Source organism: uncultured Tateyamaria sp. (assembly GCF_947487805.1).
GTDB lineage: Bacteria > Pseudomonadota > Alphaproteobacteria > Rhodobacterales > Rhodobacteraceae > Tateyamaria.
Genome location: NZ_CANKXW010000009.1, coordinates 16078 through 34367 on the forward strand (window position 1 = coordinate 16078; position 18290 = coordinate 34367).

Genomic DNA, 18290 nt, shown 5'->3' on the forward strand with positions numbered 1-18290 from the left:
CAAAACAGGCGTTTGACACAAACAGCCCCGATACTGCGACCAAACCCTTGAAAATCCACGCCTTGTGCGCAGCCGTAACGGCTTGCGTACCTTTTTGTACGTTTTTCTTGCCGTCAAACATACAAAAAGGTATGTAAACAGCCAACACAGGAGAATCGCAGATGGAAACCACGTTGTTCGTCGCCGCGGCGGGGCTCGCCGCTCTCTGGCTCGCTGTCCATGTCGTGGTCGGCGGGCGGCAGATCGCGCGGCCCCTGATCGCAGCACCCGAATTGTCTGCCACGGTACGACACACACACTACCTCTGCTGGCATCTCACAACCGCGACCATCGTCTGCATGGCCGCGTTCTTTGCAACGGCTGCGCTTACCGGGATCGCCGCATATGCGATGGCGGCAACTGTGCTGGCCCTTGTCTTTTCCATCGTCGGGGTGGGTTTGGTGTTCGCGCTGGGCGAAACCCACGCCCGTCTGCCGCAGGGTTGGCTGTTTTTACCCGTGGCGGGCTTTGGTCTGGCGGGGCTTGCGCTGTGAAAAAGCGTCGGTTCACCGAAGAGGACTGGATCGCGCTCGGGCTGGCAGAACTGGCTGCGAACGGCTGCGACGCGGTCAAGCTGGAGGCGATCTGCAAGGCGGCGGGCCTCACGCGTGGTTCGTTCTACCACCACTTCAAAGATCACGAGACCTTTCTGACAGCCCTTGCACGGCATTGGCTGAAAACCCAAACCGCCGACGTGGCGGCGTCCGTGGATGCAACGGCCCCGGCACAGGACCAAAGTGCCGCCCTGACGCAAGCCGCGATGAAGATCGACTACAGGCTTGAGCTTGGGATCCGCGAATTGGGCCGGCGGTTGCCTGCCGTGAACGCGATCATACGCGCGGCGGACACAACACGCCTTTCGGTTGTCAGCCGCATTTACCAGAACCGCTACGGCCTTGATGCGGCCGTTGCAGATCAGTTCGCCTTTATCGAATACGCCGCCTTCAGCGGGATCATCCTGCTCGACCCGGATATTCCCGCGGATCGGCAAAACCAGTTGGCCGATCTGTTCGAAGAAACCGTTGCCCGTGCGCTGGCCGCACAGATCAACAGATGAGGCAGGTCATGGCCCAGCTGCGGTTGCCGAAATGCGCGCGCAACCGGGCCCGGCCAAATTGGATTAATCAAGATGCAGATGAGTGTTGTTTCATCCCCATGGCCGCTTCTGTCCCGGCTCGTATTCTACACCGTGGCCGCGTTCTACGCCTACGGGGCTTTGGTCCACATCCTGAACATGGCGTCCCTGACGGGCTTTGCGTGGCCGGCGGCACCGCTCAAATGGCAATTCCTCGACATCGTGTACCTCGTGCTGGATGTGACCGTGGTCGCGGGCCTCCTGCGCGGCGCTTGGGTCGGCATCGCCGCATTCTATTGCGCGGCGCTCAGCCAGATCGCGCTTTATACCCTTTTCCGGGGTTGGGTTCTGGATGTGCCAGAGCCGTTTCAACGCTCCGGCGACGACCTTGCCTATCTTGACGGGCTGGTCGCCTTTCACATCGTCACATGTGTGGCCATGGGCGTGGCCATTGCGGCAAGGCCAAGCGGTACGCCGCGTTGACGCAACGGGCGACCCCCATACCGCGAACAGGGTCCGCCACCTGCAAAACGCAGGCAGCGGACGAGGGCATCAACGTGCCAGCAGGCAGACGCCTTCAGGTGATGTCTTGCACATCCATCACCAGTTTTTCCCAGTTCCGCTGGTTTTCCATGTCGTGCTCAAGGCCCTGTTCGTCCGCGATGGCAAAGCGTTTGACGGCGGGCGTCTTGCTCGTGGCCTGATAAAGCCAATAGGCCTCGGCCCTCAGGGCTTCGTTGATGGGTTTGTCGATGGACTCGTACACCATCTGCTTGCAGGCATTGATCGAGTCCGCCGGGAATTTGGCAATGCGTTGCGCCAGCGTGTCGACATAGGCGTCGATCTCGTCCGCCTCCAGCGCTTTGTTGATGGTCCCCATCGCTTCGGCCTCATCGGCATCGAAATCGCGCGCGCTCAGGATGATTTCCAACGCGCGACCCAGCCCGGTCTGGCGCGCCATGCGGGACGCGCCACCACCACAGGGCAGGATCCCCATACCGACTTCCATCTGCATGAATTTGAACTTGCCCCGCACGGCAAAGCGCATGTCGAGCGCCAGTGCCAGTTCGTGGCCACCCCCGCGGGCAAACCCCTCGAGCTTGGCAATCGTCGCCTGCGGCACTTTGCTGATCCGCTCACAAACGCTTTGCAGGTCCAGCAGCTGCGCCTCGTCGCGTGACACCGGTTCTGTCGACATGTCTTTCAGCAACTCGGTGTCATAGTGGCAGACCCAAACCTCGGGGTTGGCCGACTGAAAGATCACCACCTTGGTGTCGCGGTCCCGTTCCAGACGCATGGCGAGGCTGTTGAGATCGGCGAGCATTTCCTGGCCCTGCACGTTCACGGTGCCGAAATCAAAGGTCACGGTTGCGATTCCGTCCGCGACGGTCACGTCAAAGGTTTGAAAGTTCTCATATTTCATCTTGGCAGTCCTTTCTTGGTTCCGGACAGCGCACGCTGCCGGAGGTTGGGGTTTCGGAGGGTGGAGGTGCGCCCAGCCGGGCGCGGGGTGGATCAACTGAGGGCGGCTACGGCATCCTCGATGCCCTGCATCACCTCAGCGGCATGTTCGGGGTCCAGCGCCGCCGCGTGCGGTTGGGCGAACTGACCGCTGTCATTGTCGAAATACCGGCCCGACGCGTCGGCAAAGGATGTGCCAAGCGCGGCCTCCCGGAGGATATTTGCACCGATGGACAGGTCATTGCCCGCAATGCCGTACCCTTCCCTGACCATCTTGGAGGCCAGCAGGGAACCGGGATTGACCGCAACGACCACCGGCCCATCGCCAAGCTCGCGCGCCAATGCGCGGCTCCAGATGGTGATGGCCAGCTTGCTCTGGGCATAGGCCGCGTTGTCCGTCAACCGAACGTCGCCCCGCATCGCGGCCATATCAACCGGGGCCTGTGCCGCCGAGGACAGGTTCACGATCCGCCCGTCCGCCGGGATGATCGGCAACAGCGCGCGGGTCAGTGCATAGGGCGCAAAAGTGTTCACCATGAACCGCAGGTCATGACCGGCTTCGGTTGTCGTCAGGGGCGCCTTCAGCACGCCCGCATTGTTGATCAACACGTCGATGCGGTCATGCCTCGCGCGCAGCTCGGCGGCCATGGCATGTACATCGGCCATGCGCGACAGATCGGCGGCATAGGTCTCGACCGCGCCACCGACCTGCGCCGCCGCTGCCTCGAGCCTGGCGGCGCTGCGCCCGTGCAGCAGGACCCTGTGCCCTTCCTTCGCCAGCATTTGCGCTGTCAAAAGGCCAATGCCATCCGTCGATCCGGTGATGAGAATTGTCTTGGTCATGCGGGTCTCTTTCGATTGTGTGTGTCAGGCCAACCGCACAAGCGTGCGGCTTTCGATGCTTTTGCGGATGGATGCGATCGTCGGGTCTTCGACCATGTCCAGCGCGGAATGCGCGACGGAGGGCCGCCCCCGATTGTCATAGATGTTGAAATACGCGACCTCGTCCGGCGTCATCCGCGATATGTAGATCCACTGGTGATCCGGGTTCCCGGCCAGTCCCATGATCTGACCCACACGATCGGGATAGATCAGGTCCAAAAGGATCCAGTCCTCGGGCGCCACGCTGGACGGACGGACAAATCCCAGTGGGGCCGAGTTGATCGGCGCACCAACCGGCCGCCAGATGTTGATAAAGGCGTAATGCCCGCCGCGCCATTTTGCGGCGGTCTCCGCGCCCAGGATGTCGATCAGCCGCTGTTCTGCGCCATCCGTGCTGTAATCGCTATGCACGTTACGCGCTGGTTTGCGCACGGCATCGGGATCGTCCACGCGGATCGTGTGGTCAAATATGATGACCTCGCGCGCCGCCAAGGTCTCTCGCAGCAGCGCGGTCAGCTCCGCATCATACGCCCCCTGCCAATCGCCCTGTCCGTCAAACGATACGGCCGTCGGCGCATGTGCAAACCCGACGCTGTCGGCGGCAAAGGACACCTGAGCGTCGCTTGCGCGCATATCCGCCACCGTCACCTCTGTCGGAGCCAGGTCCGGCGCGATCAGGTTGCCCACGATACCGCCCGCATCCAGCTCAAATGCCTGACGCTCTGGTTTGTGTACGAGGTAATTGACTGTGGCTGTTCGGGTCATGTCCGTCTCCATCCTGTGTTGGGATTGGAAATATACCTCTATACGGATATATAAACGGGCATGATCTGAATTCAGTTTTCCGGAAAAGCATACAATATGGATATCCAAAGCCTCCGCCTCTTTGTGCTGGCCACCGAAACCCTGAACATCAGCGCGGCGGGGCGCACCCTTGGCATGGCACCTGCCGTCGCCAGCGCGCGGCTGGCCAAATTGGAAACCTTGCTGGGTGCCGAACTGCTGCACCGGTCGACGCGCAAGGTGTCGGTGTCGCTCGAAGGGCAGGATTTTCTGCCCTATGCCCGCGAGATGATCGCGCAGGAAGAGGCCGCGCTCGCCGCCTTTGGCAAAGGCAAGGCCGAGATCGCGGGAACGTTGCGCTTTGCCGCGCCCAGCACCTTTGCGCAGCTCTATATCGCGCCGATCCTGCCCGCATTCATGGATCGCTATCCCGATCTCACGCTCGACCTGCACCTGTCGGATTCCCAGTTCGACCTCATCGAGGGCAGCTATGATCTGGCGCTGCGCAACTCGATCCTCGAAGACAGCAGCCTGACCGCGCGCAAGCTGGCCGACGACACCCGCATCCTCTGCGCGGCACCTTCGTACCTCAAGGCAAACGGTGCGCCTGTCGACCCCTCCGACCTCACGGCGCATCGCCTCATCGCCTTCCGGGACCTCGAACCCCGACAGCTGATTTCCGCAGATGGGACGCAGGCAAGTTTTGCCCCGCGCGCGGCCGCGCACCGATTGGTCGTAAATGACGGTCTGACCCAGATGCGCGTGACCGCCGGCGGTGCGGGGATCTCGATCAACTCCCTCTGGGCGGTGCAGCGTGAATTGTCCGACGGATCGCTCGTGCGCGTCCTGCCGGACTACACGCTCGCGGACAATCCGGCCCTCTGGTTGATCTATCCCAAAAGCAACGTGGTCTCGGCCAAGGTCCGTGTCTTCATGGATTACCTGATCCAGCATATCGGCAAATCCGCCACCTGGGCGCAGGCCAGCTGATTTATATCGAAAAAGCGAATTCTGTTATTCTAACAGCCTCGTTTATGCGGGTTTCGCGCGGCATTACCTCTGGTCTCAGCGGCGATATGCCTGACCAGAGGAAAGTTGGAAAACGGACATGACACAGACATCACTTGAACGCGCCCGCGCAGTCGAACGGCCCTCACGCGACGCGATGCTGCAACGGGCTCCCGCGGTGCAAAGGTTCTGGCACGAAAACGAGGCCCTGTTTCAGGACGCGTGGACCGCGTGGGACGCAGAGCATGGCGCGCCCCTTGACGCGACACTTTATGATCCTCGCCTGAGGGCCGCGATTGCGGATGCCTGGAAAGATCCTACAACCGAGGGCGCAGTCAAAGCGCTCTGGCAAGAGGTGTTCCCCGGCGTGTACAAGACGCAGTTTTTTGACCCTGACCGTCTGTCGGTGCTGCGCGATTACATGGACAAGGTCGCGGATGCGGGCATTCCGCTGCGGCCCCCTTATGGCATCTCCCTGAACCGGGGCGGCGCGATGCTCGATCCGCGGTCCGAGGGGCACCTGGCGGCGCCGACCTTCCAGGCCTTTTATCGGGACCTGATGGACCGCTACATGCGCCCGGTGTCGCGGCTCCTGTTCCCTGATGTGACCGGGTACGACACGCAGACCTTCGGTTTTTCGATCCAGTGGCAGGCGGACAAGGACACATCGCTGCGCCCCCATTCGGATGCGTCGTCTGTCACGCTGAACATCAACCTGAACCTGCCGGGCGAAGGTTTTTCGGGCTCCGGCGTCAGCTTTATCGATCCGGTGTCGCGTCGCGTGGACAAACTCTACTTTGAGCCTGGCACGGCGCTGATCCACCATGGCAGCGTCCCGCACGCGTCCGAGCCAATCACCGAAGGGCAGCGCTCGAACTTTGTGCTGTGGCTCTATGGGGAAAACGGCCAAATCCCGCACCCCGGCAGCGCCCCGGTACAGATCGAGGCGCGCGAACGCTGGTCGGTTCCAACGGATCCATCCGACGGCTTCGCGCCGTTCTGACGCGACATACCTTACCCGGCAAACCGCCGGGTATGGTGAAATCTGCTCATCAATTGGTCCGTTTTATTGAGTTCTTGATAGGTAAGTCTTGCGCTTTAATCCATCTCCAGAGGTGAGACAGTGGCGCGACGCAATCGATCAAGGCAGGACGGGGCAGGCGGTGAGGCAGCGGGTGCGCTCTATCACGATGGCGGCAGCCTGCGCCCGCTGTCGCCCGCCGACCTGTCGGCCATCGTGGATCATGCTTTTGACATCCTCGCCACCATCGGCATGGCGGGCCTGCCTGCGGCGGGGCAGGCGCGCGCCATGGCCGCCGGGGCGCAGCTCCGCCCCGATGGCCGCCTGTGCTTTCCCAGGGACATGGTCCGTGCCGCCCTGGACCGCGCACCAAGGGCCGTGATCCTGCCGGGGTTCGCGCCCGGACGGGATCTCCACATCGGCGGCCAGCGCGTGCATATCGGCACGGGCGGGGCCGCGGTGCAGGTGCTGGACGCCGCGGACGGGTCCTATCGCGACAGCACCCTGGCCGATCTCTATGACCTGATGCGCGTCGTGGATGCCTCGCCCCATATTCACTACGGCGTGCGCCCCGTCGTGGCACGTGACGTGGCCGACCCGTTTGCGCTGGATGTGAACACGGCCTTTGCCTGCATGAAAGCCACCGACAAACCCATCGGCATCAGCTTTTGCGACCCGTCCCACGTCGCGCCGATCATCGGCATGTTCGACACGGCGCTGGGCGGCCCCGGTGCATTTCGGAACAGGCCGTTCTGTATGGCGATTGTCGTGCATGTCGTCCCGCCGCTGACCTTTGCCGCCGACGGGGTCGAGATCCTCGAAAAGGTGGTGCGCGCCGGGATGATCCCGCAAATTTGTTCCGCCGGGCAGGCAGGGGCCACCAGTCCCGTGACGCTGGCAGGCGCGCTCGCACAGGGGCTTGCGGAATCGCTGGCCGGGCTGGTCGTGGTGGATGGGATCGCGCCGGGCGCGCCCTGCATCTACGCCCTGATGCCCTTCATCTCGGATCTGCGCACCGGGGCCATGACCGGCGGCGGGGGCGAGGCGGCCATCGCCAATGCCGCCGCCGCACAGATCCTCGCCCACCTGGGCCTGCCCTCCACCGTGTCGGCGGGCATGACGGATGCCAAGCTCGCGGACGCGCAGGCGGGCTACGAAAAGGGCTATACCGTCGCCATGGCCGGGCATGCCGGGGCCAACATGATCAACCTGTCCGTAGGCATGCTGGGGTCGATCATGGTCGCCAGCCCCGAGGCGATGGTCATCGACGACGACATGTGCGGCGCCATCCTCCGCTCGGTCCGGGGCATCGAGGTTTCGGCTGCCACGCTGGACCTCGCCGCCACCGACCGCGTCGTGACCCAGGCCGGGCACTATCTGGGCGAGGCGGAAACGCTCAAACGGATGAAATCCGATTTCCACTATCCCGCACTTGCCGACCGTCAAAGCGTCACCGACTGGGTCGAGGCAGGCCGCCTGTCAATCTGGGATCACGCCCGCACCCGCGTCGCACAGATCCGCGCCGCGCCCCCGCCAACCCACCTGAGTGCAGCGGCCGAGGCCCGCATCCGTGCCGCATTCCCCATCCAACTGCCCCCAGACCAATGAGCCGCCCATGCACGTCTTTCGATCCATGATCCTTGACCACCCCATCGATACCGTGTGGGCCGCGGCGCGCGCCTTCGACGGCGTGGCGCACTGGAACCCCGGCGTGGTGGCGGCCACGCTGGAACACGGCGCGCCAACGGCGACGGGCACCATCCGCACCCTCACCGCCGCAGACGGGTCGGTCTTTCGCGAAACCCTGCTGGCCCATTCGGATGCCGACCGGTCCTATACCTACGACATCCTCGCCAGCGCGCTGCCCGTGGCCAACTATGTCTCGACCCACCGCTTTGTGCCGATCACGCATACAAACCAGACACTTGGCATCTGGTACAGCGACTTTGACTGCGCCCCCGGCGATGCCGACGCCATGGAACAGGTCGTGGGCGATGCCATCTACATCGGCGGCATGACCGGCCTGAATACCTATCTCAAGGAGACGCAGAATGGTTGACACCCTCGCCCCCCGTGCCGTCATCGGCGTGATGACACCCGCCATGAACACTGTAGTCCAGCCCGAGCTGGAGCTCCTGCGCCCCGCAGGCGTGACCAACCAGATGCAGCGGTTCCGACTGGGCGGCGACGCCATCTCCGTCGACCTGCCCGACGAGGCGGCCAAGCTGATGGACTGTGCCCCCGCGGCCATCGCCGTGGGCCTGACCACTGACGCAGGGCCGGGTGGCCCGGCGCGGCTCAAGGCCCGCTGCACAGAGATCGCGGCACAGGTCGGCGTGCCGGTGCTGGGCGCATCGCATGCAAATTACGCGGCCCTGCGCGCCCTTGGGGCCACACGTGTCGGCATCGTCACCCCCTTTGATGCAAGGACCGACGCAGTCGTGCAGGCCAACACCGAGGCGGCGGGGTTCAACGTCGTGGCGATCAAGGGGACTGAGGCACCGTCGCTGCCCGCGATCTGCGAAACGCCGCTGGACCAGATCCGCGACGTGTTCGCCCAAGTGGCCGCCACCCGGTGCGATGTCATCCTTCAGGTCGGCACCGCGCTGCCGGTCATCGCGCTGCTGGCCGAACTGGAGGCGACCCACGGCACGCCCATCGTCGCCTGCAACGCCGCCGTCTACTGGCAGGCCCTGCGCCGGGTCGGCATCACCGACCCCGTGCCCGGTTTTGGCCGCCTGTTGGAGGCGCACTGATGCAGTCCCCGTTTCCGACCCAGGCCCAGGTTGTGATCATCGGCGGCGGCGCGGTCGGCGCGGCCATCCTCTATCATCTGGCCAAGGCGGGCATCACCGACACCGTCCTGCTGGAAAAGAACGAACTGACCGCCGGGTCGACATGGCACGCGGCGGGCAACATTCCGACCTATGCCAATTCGTGGCTGGGGATGCGCGCGGGCAACTATGCCTGGCAGCTTTACAAGGAGCTGGCCAAGGAACCCGCCGCCCCGATCACCTACCGCCACACCTCTGCCATCTGGCCCGCGCATACCCCCGAACGGATGCAGCTTTTTCAACACCTCTGCGGCGTATCCCGGTCTGCCGGGTTCGACCTGCGCATGCTCACCCCGTCCGAGATCGAGGACATGCACCCCCACTGGCGGGCGGACGCGACCGTGCTGGGCGGCATTCTTGATCCCTACGAGGGCGACATCGACCCCAGCCAGCTGACCCACGCGCTTGCCACCCATGCCCGCGCCATGGGGGCCGAGGTCCGGCGCTTTACCCCCGTCACCGGTCTCGCGCAGCGCGCCACCGGCGCGTGGGAGGTCGAAACCCCCACAGGCACGATCCTCGCCGGGACCGTGATCAACGCCGCAGGCTCCAGCGGCGCGCGGATTGCCGCGATGGCGGGGCTGCACGTGCCCGTGGTCACGCTCGAACACCAGTACATGGTGACCAGCCCGCTCGCCCGGTTGGAAGAGGACACGCGCGTCTTTCCCCTGATCCGCGACCCCGACATCCGCTTCTACCTGCGCCGCGAACGCAATGCGCTGCTTCTGGGCTCTTACGCCCACGCGGGCCGTCCGGTCTGGCAGAACGGCGTGCCGCAGGATTTTGACCACCAGCTCTTTGCCGACGATATCGACGGCATGATGGCGGTTTTCGAGGCCGCCGCCTCCCATGTTCCCCTGCTGGCCGAGGCGGGTGCCCAGCGGTTCGTGAATGGCCCCATTCCTTACGCGCCCGACGCCTTGCCCCTCGTGGGCCCCGCAGGCGGAGTGGCGAATTTCTACCACGCCACGGGCGTGCAGATCGGGATCACCCATTCCGCGGCCATCGGCAAGGCCATGGCCGAATGGCTGACCGAGGGCGAAACCGAATGGGATCTCTCGGCCTGGGATCCCCGCCGGTTCGGACGCTGGGCGACCCAAGACTACGCCGCCGCCCGCGCCTCCCAGCACTATGACCTGCAATATGCCATTCCCTATCCGCACCGGATCATGCGCTCGGGCCGCCCCGTGCAGCAGACGCCGCTCTATGACAGGCTGGTGGGGCAGGGGGCCGTGATGGGCCAGATCGGCGGCTGGGAACGCGCGTTCTGGTTCAAACGGGATGGCACAGGCGACCCCGACACGCTCAGCTTTGATCACGAGCCATGGCAGGACGCCGTGCGCCTTGAATGCGAAACCGTGCGCGACGCGGTGGGCATCATGGACCACGGCGGGTTCACCAAGTTCACGCTCCACGGGCCAGAGGCCGCGCAGGCGCTCTCGGCCATGATCTGCGGCGCACTGCCGCCCGTGGGCCGGGTGCGCCTGTCCTACATGCTGACGCCCAAGGGCCGCATCTGGTCCGAGGCAACCATCGCCCGACTGGCCGAGGACCATTTCCTGCTTTGCGGCCCGACCCTCGCCGTGCACCGCGACTTTGACTGGCTGTCCGCCGGGGTGCAGGGCAGGCAGGCCACGCTGCGCCAGGGCCACACGCATGACGGCGCGCTGATGGTCATGGGCCCGAAATCCCGCGCGGTGCTACAGGGCCTCACGGACGCCGATCTGAGCGCCGAGGCCGCGCCATGGATGTCCGTGGCGCAGATCGACGTCGCGGGCGTGCCCGTCACCGCGCTACGGGTCAGCTATGTGGGTGAGCTGGGCTGGGAATTGCATGTCGCCTCCGAACATCTCGCAACGCTCTACGCCGCGATCCGCGCAGCCGGAGAGGCGCACGGCATCTGCGATTTCGGCTCCTACGCCCTGAACGCGATGCGCATCGAAAAAGGCTATCACGGCTGGGGCGCGGATTTCGGCACGGAATACACCCTGTTCGACGCAGGGCTGGGCCGGTTCGCCAATATGGGCAAGGGCGCGTTCACGGGCCGCGACGCGGTGGCCAAACAGGCCGAAACCCCCGCCGACTGGACCTTTGTGGGCCTCGACATCGATCCCACAGGCCCCCTGCCGCTGCCCTCCGACCCGATCCTCAAGGACGATCATGTCATCGGCTACATCACCTCCTGCACCGACGGCTACCGGCTGAAAAAACGCGTGGCCCTGGCCTATGTCGAGACCGGCACACTCGCGATGGACGAGGTGGCGCATGTGCAGTCTTTCGGAACGCGGAAAGCGGCCCGCCGTCACAGCCCGCACCAATACGACCCGGACAACGCACGCCTGCGCGGCTAAGGCCGCACTACCCGAACCCGCCGTTCTGCTGCGCCCACGCGGCGAGGGCTGCACCGACATCATGGATTGGCCCGCTGGCCTTGTCCTCGGCGCGCATCAGGGCCTGCCACGGCACCTCGATGCCCTCTGCGCCGACCTGCGCGCCCACGATGCGCCCCGCCGCAATGGCCGGGCGCACCGCCCAACCCGCCAGCGCGCTGCACCCCTGGCCCGCGGCCACCAGCTCGATGATGGCCTCCGGCATCTCCACGGTGGTGGTCCAGCGCGGGTACCGCTCTGACGGGCGGAACAGGCGCGCAAACTCGCGGTCCGGCTCCGGCGTCAGAGTGTAGGTGATGAAATCCTCGCCCTCGATATCCTCGGCCGTCACAAACGGCCGCCCGGCCAGCGGATGATCGGGCGGAAAGATGAACACCAGCGCGTCGTCAAACAGATGCACCCGGTGCGTGCCCACGGGCTGCGCCGCCCCGGAGGTCACGATGATATCCGCATGACGGCTGGTCAACGCGCGCAACGCATCATCGGTCACGCTCGCCATGACCTGCAATTCGATCCCCGGCAGATGGTCGCGCAGATACAGGTTGAACCGCGGCAACCACCCAAACGCGCTATACGCCTCGACTGCGATGCGCACCACATGTTCCACGCCCCGGTCCATGCGCCGCACATCCCGTTCCGCCCGGTCGATATCGGTCAACACCCGCGCCGCAACCTCCGCCATGTATGCGGCGGCGGGCGTCATCCGCAGCCGCTTGTGGATGCGTGTGAACAGCACAAGATCCAGCCGCCGTTCCGCCTCTTTGATCCGATGCGACAGCGCGGACGAGGTCACGCCCAACGCCTCCGCTGCATCGCTCACCCGGCCATGTTCCGCAATCGCGCGGATCATCTTGAGGTGGCGCAAATCAAGAAGCGGACCCTGGGCCATCATTCACCTGAGCGAAATTCACAAAAACACCTGAGTTTCTTTATTGCCTTTCATCTTCGGTCAAGCCGAAAGTTGATCCACCCAACCAGCGGAGACTGCCATGACACACGCGACCCAAGCCCACTGGCGCGCCCGCGCGAACAAGGTGCTGCCCGCTGGTGGCTTTGGCAATTTCGATCCCGGCGTGGTGCTGAAACGCGGGCGCGGATCGCGGGTCTGGGACGAGGACGGCAAGGAATATGTCGACTTCCTCATCGGCTCGGGGCCGATGCTGGTGGGCCACGGCCACGCGGAAGTCATCGAGGCGGTGCAGGCGCAACTCTCTGATGGCATGACCTTTTTCACGTCCAACGCGGCGGGGATCGAACTGGCCGAGGTGATCTGCGACGCGGTGCCCTGCGCCGATCAGCTGCGCTATGTCTCGACCGGGACCGAGGCGGACATGTACGCCATGCGGCTGGCGCGCGCCCATACCGGGCGCGACCTCATCCTCAAGTTCGAGGGCGGCTATCACGGCATGTCCGGCGCCGGATTGATGAGCATGTCACCGCACGGGGGCGCAAATTTTCCGCAGGCGGTGCCGGATTCCGCAGGTATTTTGGACAGCACCCGCGCATCCGTCATCGTGGCGCCCTTCAACGACACCGACTTTGCCCGGCAGATCATCACCGAATATGCCGACCGCCTCGCCGGTGTGATCGTCGAGCCGTTGCAGCGGCTGATCCCCCTGGTCGCGGGCTTTCTCGATGCCTTGCGCGCCGAAACTGCGCGCCACGGGATCGTGCTGATCTTTGACGAGGTCGTCACCGGCTTTCGCCTCGCCTATGGCGGCGGGCAGGAGCTCTATGGCGTGACGCCCGACCTGTGCACGCTCGGCAAGGTGATCGGCGGCGGTTTTCCCCTTGCCGCGATTGCCGGGCGTGCCGAGATCATGGCCCATTTCGATGTGCACAAGGTCGGGCAGGACCGGTTCACCTTCCAGATCGGCACGCTCAGCGGCAATCCCGTGGCCGCCACCGCCGGGCTGGCGACGCTGAACATCCTCAATCGCGCCGGCACCTATGACAGCTTGCGGGCGACCGGACGCCGGCTGATGGCCGCGCTGGAAAACGGGGCGCGCAGGGCCCGTCTGCCTGCAACCGTCGTGGGCGATCCGGTGCTGTTTGACATCGTGTTTGCCCGGGGGCCGGTGCGCGACTATCGCGACACGCTGCGGGCGGATGCGACCCTGCAAGGCGCGTTCAACGCGGCCCTGCGCGCGGATGGCATTCTCAAGGCGCCCATGAAATTCTACGCGTCCCTTGCCCATGACGACGCCGATCTGGACTGGGCCGAGGACGCGATCACCCGCGCCATGACCGCCTGCGCGCAACACCTTTAGGCGGAACAGCCCAGCCATCAGGATGAAAACGTCACCGGGCCAGGTCTTGCGATCTTCAGACGATGGTCATGCTGTGCGACACGTTCTTGACGTTCATGTAATTGTGCAGCCCCTCGGTGCCACCTTCGCGCCCATAACCGCTTGATTTCACGCCACCAAAAGGCGTTTCGGGCAGTGACGCCTCCAGCGTGTTGAACGACAGGTTCCCGGCCTCAAGCTCGGATGTCATGCGGTCGATATCTGCCGCCCGGTCGGAAAATCCGTAAGCGGCCAGCCCATAAGGCACAGCGTTGGCCTGCGCGATGGCGGCGTCCAGCGACGGGACCGGGTTGATTACCGCAACCGGGCCAAAGGGTTCCTCGCGCATGATGCGCGCGCTGTCCGGCACATGGGCCAGCACTGTGGGCGCCATGAAATAGCCGGTCTCGCCGATGCGTCCGCCGCCCGTGCACAGCCGCGCGCCCTCGGCGCAGGCGTCCTCGACCAGGTCCAGCAGCGCAGGCATCCGCCGGTCGTTTGCAACAGGCCCCATCTCGGTGCCATTCGCCATGCCGTCCCCCACGACAGTGGCCTCGGCCTGGGCCGTGAAAATCTCGAGAAACCGGTCAAACAGGCCTGCGTGGACAAAGAACCGCGTGGGCGAGGTACAGACCTGCCCGGCATTGCGGTACTTGCGGATGGCACAGCTGCGGGCGGCGGCCTCCACGTCGGTGTCCTTGCACACGATCACCGGCGCGTGCCCGCCCAGTTCCATCAGCACCCGCGTCATGTGCTGCGAGGCCAGCGTCGTCAGGTGCTGGCCCACGGCGGTCGACCCGGTGAACGCCACCAGCCGCACAGGCTCCTGCGCGATCAGGTGCCCCGAGATCTCCGCCGGGTCGCCAAAGACGAGGTTCAGCACGCCGGGCGGCAGCCCCGCATCGTGAAAGGCCTGCGCGATGTGCATGGCCCCGGCGGGCGTTTCCTCTGCGGCCTTGAGGATGATCGCACAGCCCGACGCCAGCGCACCCGCCACCTTGCGGCAGGGCTGGCTCATCGGGAAATTCCACGGCGACAGGCCCAGAACCACGCCCACCGGCTCGTGATGCACCATGTACCGCACCCCCGGCGCCGAGGGGATCACCCGCCCATAGGTGCGCACCGCCTCGCCCGCGTCCCACTCCAGGAACTCGCAGCCCCGGATCACCTCCAGCCGCGCCTGTGCCAAGGGTTTGCCATGCTCTGCGGTGATGTCGCGCGCGATCTCCTCCTGCCGGTCGCGCAGCAGTGCGGCGGCCCGCAGCATGATATCGGCCCGGTCGCGCGGGGGCGTGCGCCGCCACCGGGCAAAGCCCCGCTCCGCCGCCGCCAGCGCATCGTCCAGATCCGCGATCCCGGCATGGGCAACCCGCCCGATCTGCACCTCGGTGGCAGGGTTGATCACGGGCAGGTGGCGTGCCGTGTCGCGCCAGCCCCCGTCGATATAAAGCCGCGTGTCCGGATAGCTCTGCATATGGCCTCCCCGCCCTGATCTGCCTGACCGCCCAAGGGAACATCCGCCCGGCCATCCGTTCAATGGAATTGAACAAATACCGGTATCCGATTGCGTGATACCTGCCTCAAACCCCAGGCTGCACCGTCTCTGCCGCAGCCCGCAACGCGGCCAGAAAGGTCGCACCCGCAGGCGACAGGCTCTGCGCGCCGCGATGCGACACACCCACAGGCCCCGCTCCAAACGGCACCGTCCAGTCCAGCGCGCAAAGCAGCCCGCTCTCGATGTCCAGCGCGGCCACATGCGCCGGCATCAGCCCCACGAAATCATGCGACCGCAACAGCGACCGGTTGGCCAGATATGACACCGATTCAATCGCCAGACCGGGCACGTACTGCCCCTGCTGAATGAAATACTGATCCGCCTGCCGCCGCAGCGTCGTCTCCATCGGCGGCAGGATCCAGCCAAACCCGCCCAGATCGTCAAAGGAGACGTCCCGCGCGCCCGCCAGCGGATGGCCCGTGCCCACCACGGCCAGCACCCGTTCGTCGAAAAACCGCTCCTGCACGATCCGCGCCCGGTGCCGGTGACTGGGCAGCCGCCCGACAACCATGTCGATCTCGCCCGACAACAGCGCGGGCATCAGAACCTCGTTGGTGCCCTCCACGATCTTGACCGTCACCTTGGGCCGGTCCGCGATCAACCGCGCCACCGCCAGCGGCAACAACCCCGGCGACGCCGCCAGCAAGGTGCCCACCACAACCCGCCCGCTGTTGCCCTCGCTCAGATCGTCCAACTCCTGCGCGGCATTCGACACCTGCGCAAAGATCAGCTTGCCATGGCGCACCAGCGCGGCCCCGAACACCGTCGGCACCACGCCCCGGTTGGTCCGCTCGAACAGCTTGACCTCGAAATCCAGCTCGAGGTCCTGGATCATCTTGGTCGCCGCAGGCTGCGAAATGCCCAGATCCCGCGCGGCGTTCTGGATGCTGCCATGCCGGTCCACCGCCACCAGCAACCGCAACTGCCGCAGCTTCAGCCGCGTCAACGCCCGGTCCAGAATGCGCGCGGCCCGCGTCACCGGCTCAGACCGTGATCGCGGCGCGCCGCCGGGTGATGGCGGCAACCACGCTCATCGCGGCCAGCGCCGAACTGCGCGGATTGTCGGGCAGGGCAACGCCCTCGATGCGAAAGCTGAACGTGCCAAAGACCCCGTGGGCCGTCACCTCGTGAATATTCGCCGTCACGCCCGGATCGGCGATCAGCCGTACGCGCGTGTCATCAAACCCGCAGCCCGCCAGCGCCACGGCAGCGGCCACATTCGCATTCTTGGGATAGTGCACCGCCGCCGCACGCGCGCTGCCCTCGAAATGGGTGGCCGGTGCCTCAAGGGCCGCCAGATCCAGCACCGCCTCGGCAGGGGACCCGGCCCAGCCGCGCGGCGGCTTGCGCCCGGTATAGACCACCTCGCGCAGCCCGCCGACCCGCGCCGCACTCAGGCAATCCAGCGCGCCAATCGCCCCGCTCGCCAGATGCAGCTGCGCGCCGCCGTCTGTCGCGGCCCGCGTCAACGCATCCTCCAGCGCCGGATCGGCCAGCGCCCCCACCGAGACCGTCACCAGATCGATGCCGCGCGCCAGAATGGCGGGCCCGTGCTGCGCCAATGCGCCATGGCCCGCGCACTCCACCATCAGCGTTACATCCGCAGGCAGGGATGCCACATCCGTCACTTGGGCCGCCCCGCCATCCCGCACCGTTCGCACCAGATGCACCGCCGGGCCCAGCCCCTGATCGGCCAGCGCCTGCGCCACATACTGCCCGATGGCCCCCGTCCCGATGATCCCGATCGTCATGCGCCGCTCCTGTCGCCCAGACCGCAGATATCCGAAATCACAGGCGGTTTGGTATAGAAAATTGCTATACCCATTTCTGGCGAATACGATTGGATTTTACAATCCGCGCGCCCCTTAATGGCCCGCAACGCCCCTTTGATGCGAAAGCCGCGCCCATGAAATACGCCAAGCACGAGGCCAAGGCCCATTCCCGTGAAACCATGCGCGGCATCTGGGCTGCGGCGCTCAATCCCTTTGACACGGATGGCGCGCTGGACGAAGCCGGGCTGCGCCGCAACATCCGCCACTGGATCGACGATCTGCACATCCAGGGGCTGTTCGTGGCGGGCAAGCAGGGCGAATTCTGGTCCATGTCGGTCGCGGAACGCAAACGCAACATGACCATCGCCGCCGATGAATGCGCGGGCAAGGCGGGCACGATCATGTCGATCTCTGACCAGAACGTGGATACCCTTCTGGATCTGGGCCGCCATGCCCAGGACTGCGGCGCCGACTACGTGGTCGTGCACGCCCCCATGCTCAGCTTTTGCCACGACCGGGACGAGGTTTTGTTCAACTATTACAAATACATCTGCGACCGGCTCGACATCGGCATCGCAATGTGGAGCCACCCGGACAGCGGCTATCTCATGGCTCCCGAGACCTGCGCGCGCATTGCCGATCTGCCCAATATCATGGCCATCAAATACTCGGTCCCGCGCGAGATGTACGCGCGGCTGACGCAGATGGTCGGGGACAAGATCCTTGTGTCGACCTCGCTCGAGGATGACTGGCTCGACAATATCGAAACGCTGGGCTGGCAGCTTTATCTGTGTTCCTCGCCGCCCTACCAGATCCAGACCGCGCGTGATCTGCGGATGCACGAATATACCGAACTGGCCTTTGCCGGAAAATTCGACGCCGCCCGCCGTGTCCGCGACAGCCTTGACCCCGTGCGCGCCGCGATCAAGGGCACCAAGCCCCCGGGCAAGCCCACCGCCCATGGCAAGTACTGGCAGGACCTTCTGGGGCAGGTCGGCGGCCACGTGCGCCACCCGATGCTGCCCCTGACAGCGGCGGAAAAGGCCGCCACCAAAGCAGCCTTTGATCACTGCGGTCTGATTTTGTAGGCTGCGGGGAAAGGGGCCGCCGGATATTCCAATTCCAGATATCTACATTCGTGAAAACAGTTATTTCTTTGCTTCGGGCATCCATAAGCTCGAC

18 protein-coding genes are annotated in these 18290 nt (G+C 65.1%); 11 read left to right on the forward strand and 7 right to left on the reverse strand.

Annotation, left to right across the window (positions count from 1 at the left end; translation table 11 throughout):
• Window positions 1–161: 161 nt before the first annotated feature.
• The 3 genes from Q0949_RS17825 to Q0949_RS17835 all read left to right on the forward strand — a co-directional run bounded on the left by Q0949_RS17825 (window position 162) and on the right by Q0949_RS17835 (window position 1597).
• On the forward strand, window positions 162–533 hold the full coding sequence (locus Q0949_RS17825; RefSeq protein ID WP_299375481.1) for a hypothetical protein: 372 nt from the start codon (window positions 162–164) through the stop codon (window positions 531–533).
• Window positions 530–1096, forward strand: a complete 567-nt coding sequence (locus Q0949_RS17830) for a TetR/AcrR family transcriptional regulator (RefSeq protein ID WP_299375484.1) — start codon at window positions 530–532, stop codon at window positions 1094–1096. Before Q0949_RS17825 ends, Q0949_RS17830 begins: the two co-directional genes overlap by 4 nt.
• Before the next feature lie 78 nt (window positions 1097–1174).
• The gene (locus tag Q0949_RS17835; protein ID WP_299375486.1) at window positions 1175–1597 is read left to right on the forward strand and encodes a hypothetical protein; all 423 of its coding nucleotides are present in this window, start codon (window positions 1175–1177) and stop codon (window positions 1595–1597) included.
• A 94-nt stretch (window positions 1598–1691) separates the two neighbouring features.
• On the opposite strand, the gene Q0949_RS17840 is transcribed toward Q0949_RS17835, so the two are convergent.
• The 3 genes from Q0949_RS17840 to Q0949_RS17850 all read right to left on the reverse strand — a co-directional run bounded on the left by Q0949_RS17840 (window position 1692) and on the right by Q0949_RS17850 (window position 4222).
• Window positions 1692–2537 carry an enoyl-CoA hydratase/isomerase family protein gene (locus Q0949_RS17840; RefSeq protein WP_299375489.1) on the reverse strand — a complete coding sequence of 282 codons (846 nt, stop codon included), beginning with the start codon at window positions 2535–2537 and terminating at the stop codon, window positions 1692–1694.
• 92 nt (window positions 2538–2629) lie between these two features.
• Complete coding sequence (locus Q0949_RS17845) at window positions 2630–3418, reverse strand: SDR family NAD(P)-dependent oxidoreductase (protein WP_299375492.1); 789 nt, start codon at window positions 3416–3418, stop codon at window positions 2630–2632.
• 24 nt (window positions 3419–3442) lie between these two features.
• Window positions 3443–4222: a CmcJ/NvfI family oxidoreductase gene (locus Q0949_RS17850; RefSeq protein ID WP_299375495.1), complete on the reverse strand. Its 780-nt coding sequence runs from the start codon at window positions 4220–4222 to the stop codon at window positions 3443–3445.
• Between the two features lie 96 nt (window positions 4223–4318).
• Between Q0949_RS17850 and Q0949_RS17855 the strand changes: the two genes are divergently transcribed.
• The 6 genes from Q0949_RS17855 to Q0949_RS17880 all read left to right on the forward strand — a co-directional run bounded on the left by Q0949_RS17855 (window position 4319) and on the right by Q0949_RS17880 (window position 11454).
• A complete protein-coding gene (locus Q0949_RS17855) occupies window positions 4319–5230 on the forward strand; it encodes a LysR family transcriptional regulator (RefSeq protein ID WP_299375498.1) in 912 nt (303 codons plus the stop codon).
• 118 nt (window positions 5231–5348) lie between these two features.
• Entirely contained in the window at window positions 5349–6251 is a 903-nt protein-coding gene (locus tag Q0949_RS17860; RefSeq protein ID WP_299375501.1) for a 2OG-Fe(II) oxygenase, read from the forward strand.
• A gap of 120 nt (window positions 6252–6371) precedes the next feature.
• On the forward strand, window positions 6372–7877 hold the full coding sequence (locus Q0949_RS17865; protein WP_299375503.1) for a trimethylamine methyltransferase family protein: 1506 nt from the start codon (window positions 6372–6374) through the stop codon (window positions 7875–7877).
• A 7-nt stretch (window positions 7878–7884) separates the two neighbouring features.
• Window positions 7885–8328, forward strand: coding sequence for an SRPBCC family protein (locus tag Q0949_RS17870; RefSeq protein ID WP_299375506.1), 444 nt, complete (start codon window positions 7885–7887; stop codon window positions 8326–8328).
• On the forward strand, window positions 8321–9025 hold the full coding sequence (locus Q0949_RS17875; protein ID WP_299375508.1) for a hypothetical protein: 705 nt from the start codon (window positions 8321–8323) through the stop codon (window positions 9023–9025). Before Q0949_RS17870 ends, Q0949_RS17875 begins: the two co-directional genes overlap by 8 nt.
• Window positions 9025–11454: an FAD-dependent oxidoreductase gene (locus Q0949_RS17880; RefSeq protein WP_299375511.1), complete on the forward strand. Its 2430-nt coding sequence runs from the start codon at window positions 9025–9027 to the stop codon at window positions 11452–11454. The genes Q0949_RS17875 and Q0949_RS17880 overlap by 1 nt, the downstream gene beginning before the upstream one ends.
• Before the next feature lie 7 nt (window positions 11455–11461).
• Here the strand turns inward: Q0949_RS17880 and Q0949_RS17885 are convergent, their stop codons facing one another.
• On the reverse strand, window positions 11462–12385 hold the full coding sequence (locus Q0949_RS17885; protein ID WP_299375514.1) for a LysR family transcriptional regulator: 924 nt from the start codon (window positions 12383–12385) through the stop codon (window positions 11462–11464).
• Between the two features lie 97 nt (window positions 12386–12482).
• Between Q0949_RS17885 and Q0949_RS17890 the strand changes: the two genes are divergently transcribed.
• Window positions 12483–13763: an aminotransferase class III-fold pyridoxal phosphate-dependent enzyme gene (locus Q0949_RS17890; protein WP_299375517.1), complete on the forward strand. Its 1281-nt coding sequence runs from the start codon at window positions 12483–12485 to the stop codon at window positions 13761–13763.
• 55 nt (window positions 13764–13818) lie between these two features.
• Here Q0949_RS17890 and Q0949_RS17895 read toward each other — a convergent pair whose 3' ends face one another.
• From Q0949_RS17895 to Q0949_RS17905, 3 genes are all read right to left on the reverse strand, one after another.
• Window positions 13819–15255, reverse strand: a complete 1437-nt coding sequence (locus Q0949_RS17895; protein ID WP_299375519.1) for an NAD-dependent succinate-semialdehyde dehydrogenase — start codon at window positions 15253–15255, stop codon at window positions 13819–13821.
• Between the two features lie 106 nt (window positions 15256–15361).
• The gene (locus Q0949_RS17900) at window positions 15362–16315 is read right to left on the reverse strand and encodes a LysR substrate-binding domain-containing protein (RefSeq protein WP_299375521.1); all 954 of its coding nucleotides are present in this window, start codon (window positions 16313–16315) and stop codon (window positions 15362–15364) included.
• Between the two features lie 4 nt (window positions 16316–16319).
• Window positions 16320–17087 (reverse strand): aspartate dehydrogenase, encoded by a 768-nt coding sequence (locus tag Q0949_RS17905; protein ID WP_299375523.1) that lies wholly within the window; start codon window positions 17085–17087, stop codon window positions 16320–16322.
• Window positions 17088–17242: 155 nt separating this feature from the next.
• On the opposite strand from Q0949_RS17905, the gene Q0949_RS17910 reads away from it, so the two are divergent.
• On the forward strand, window positions 17243–18196 hold the full coding sequence (locus Q0949_RS17910) for a dihydrodipicolinate synthase family protein (RefSeq protein WP_299375524.1): 954 nt from the start codon (window positions 17243–17245) through the stop codon (window positions 18194–18196).
• Window positions 18197–18290: the final 94 nt, after the last annotated feature.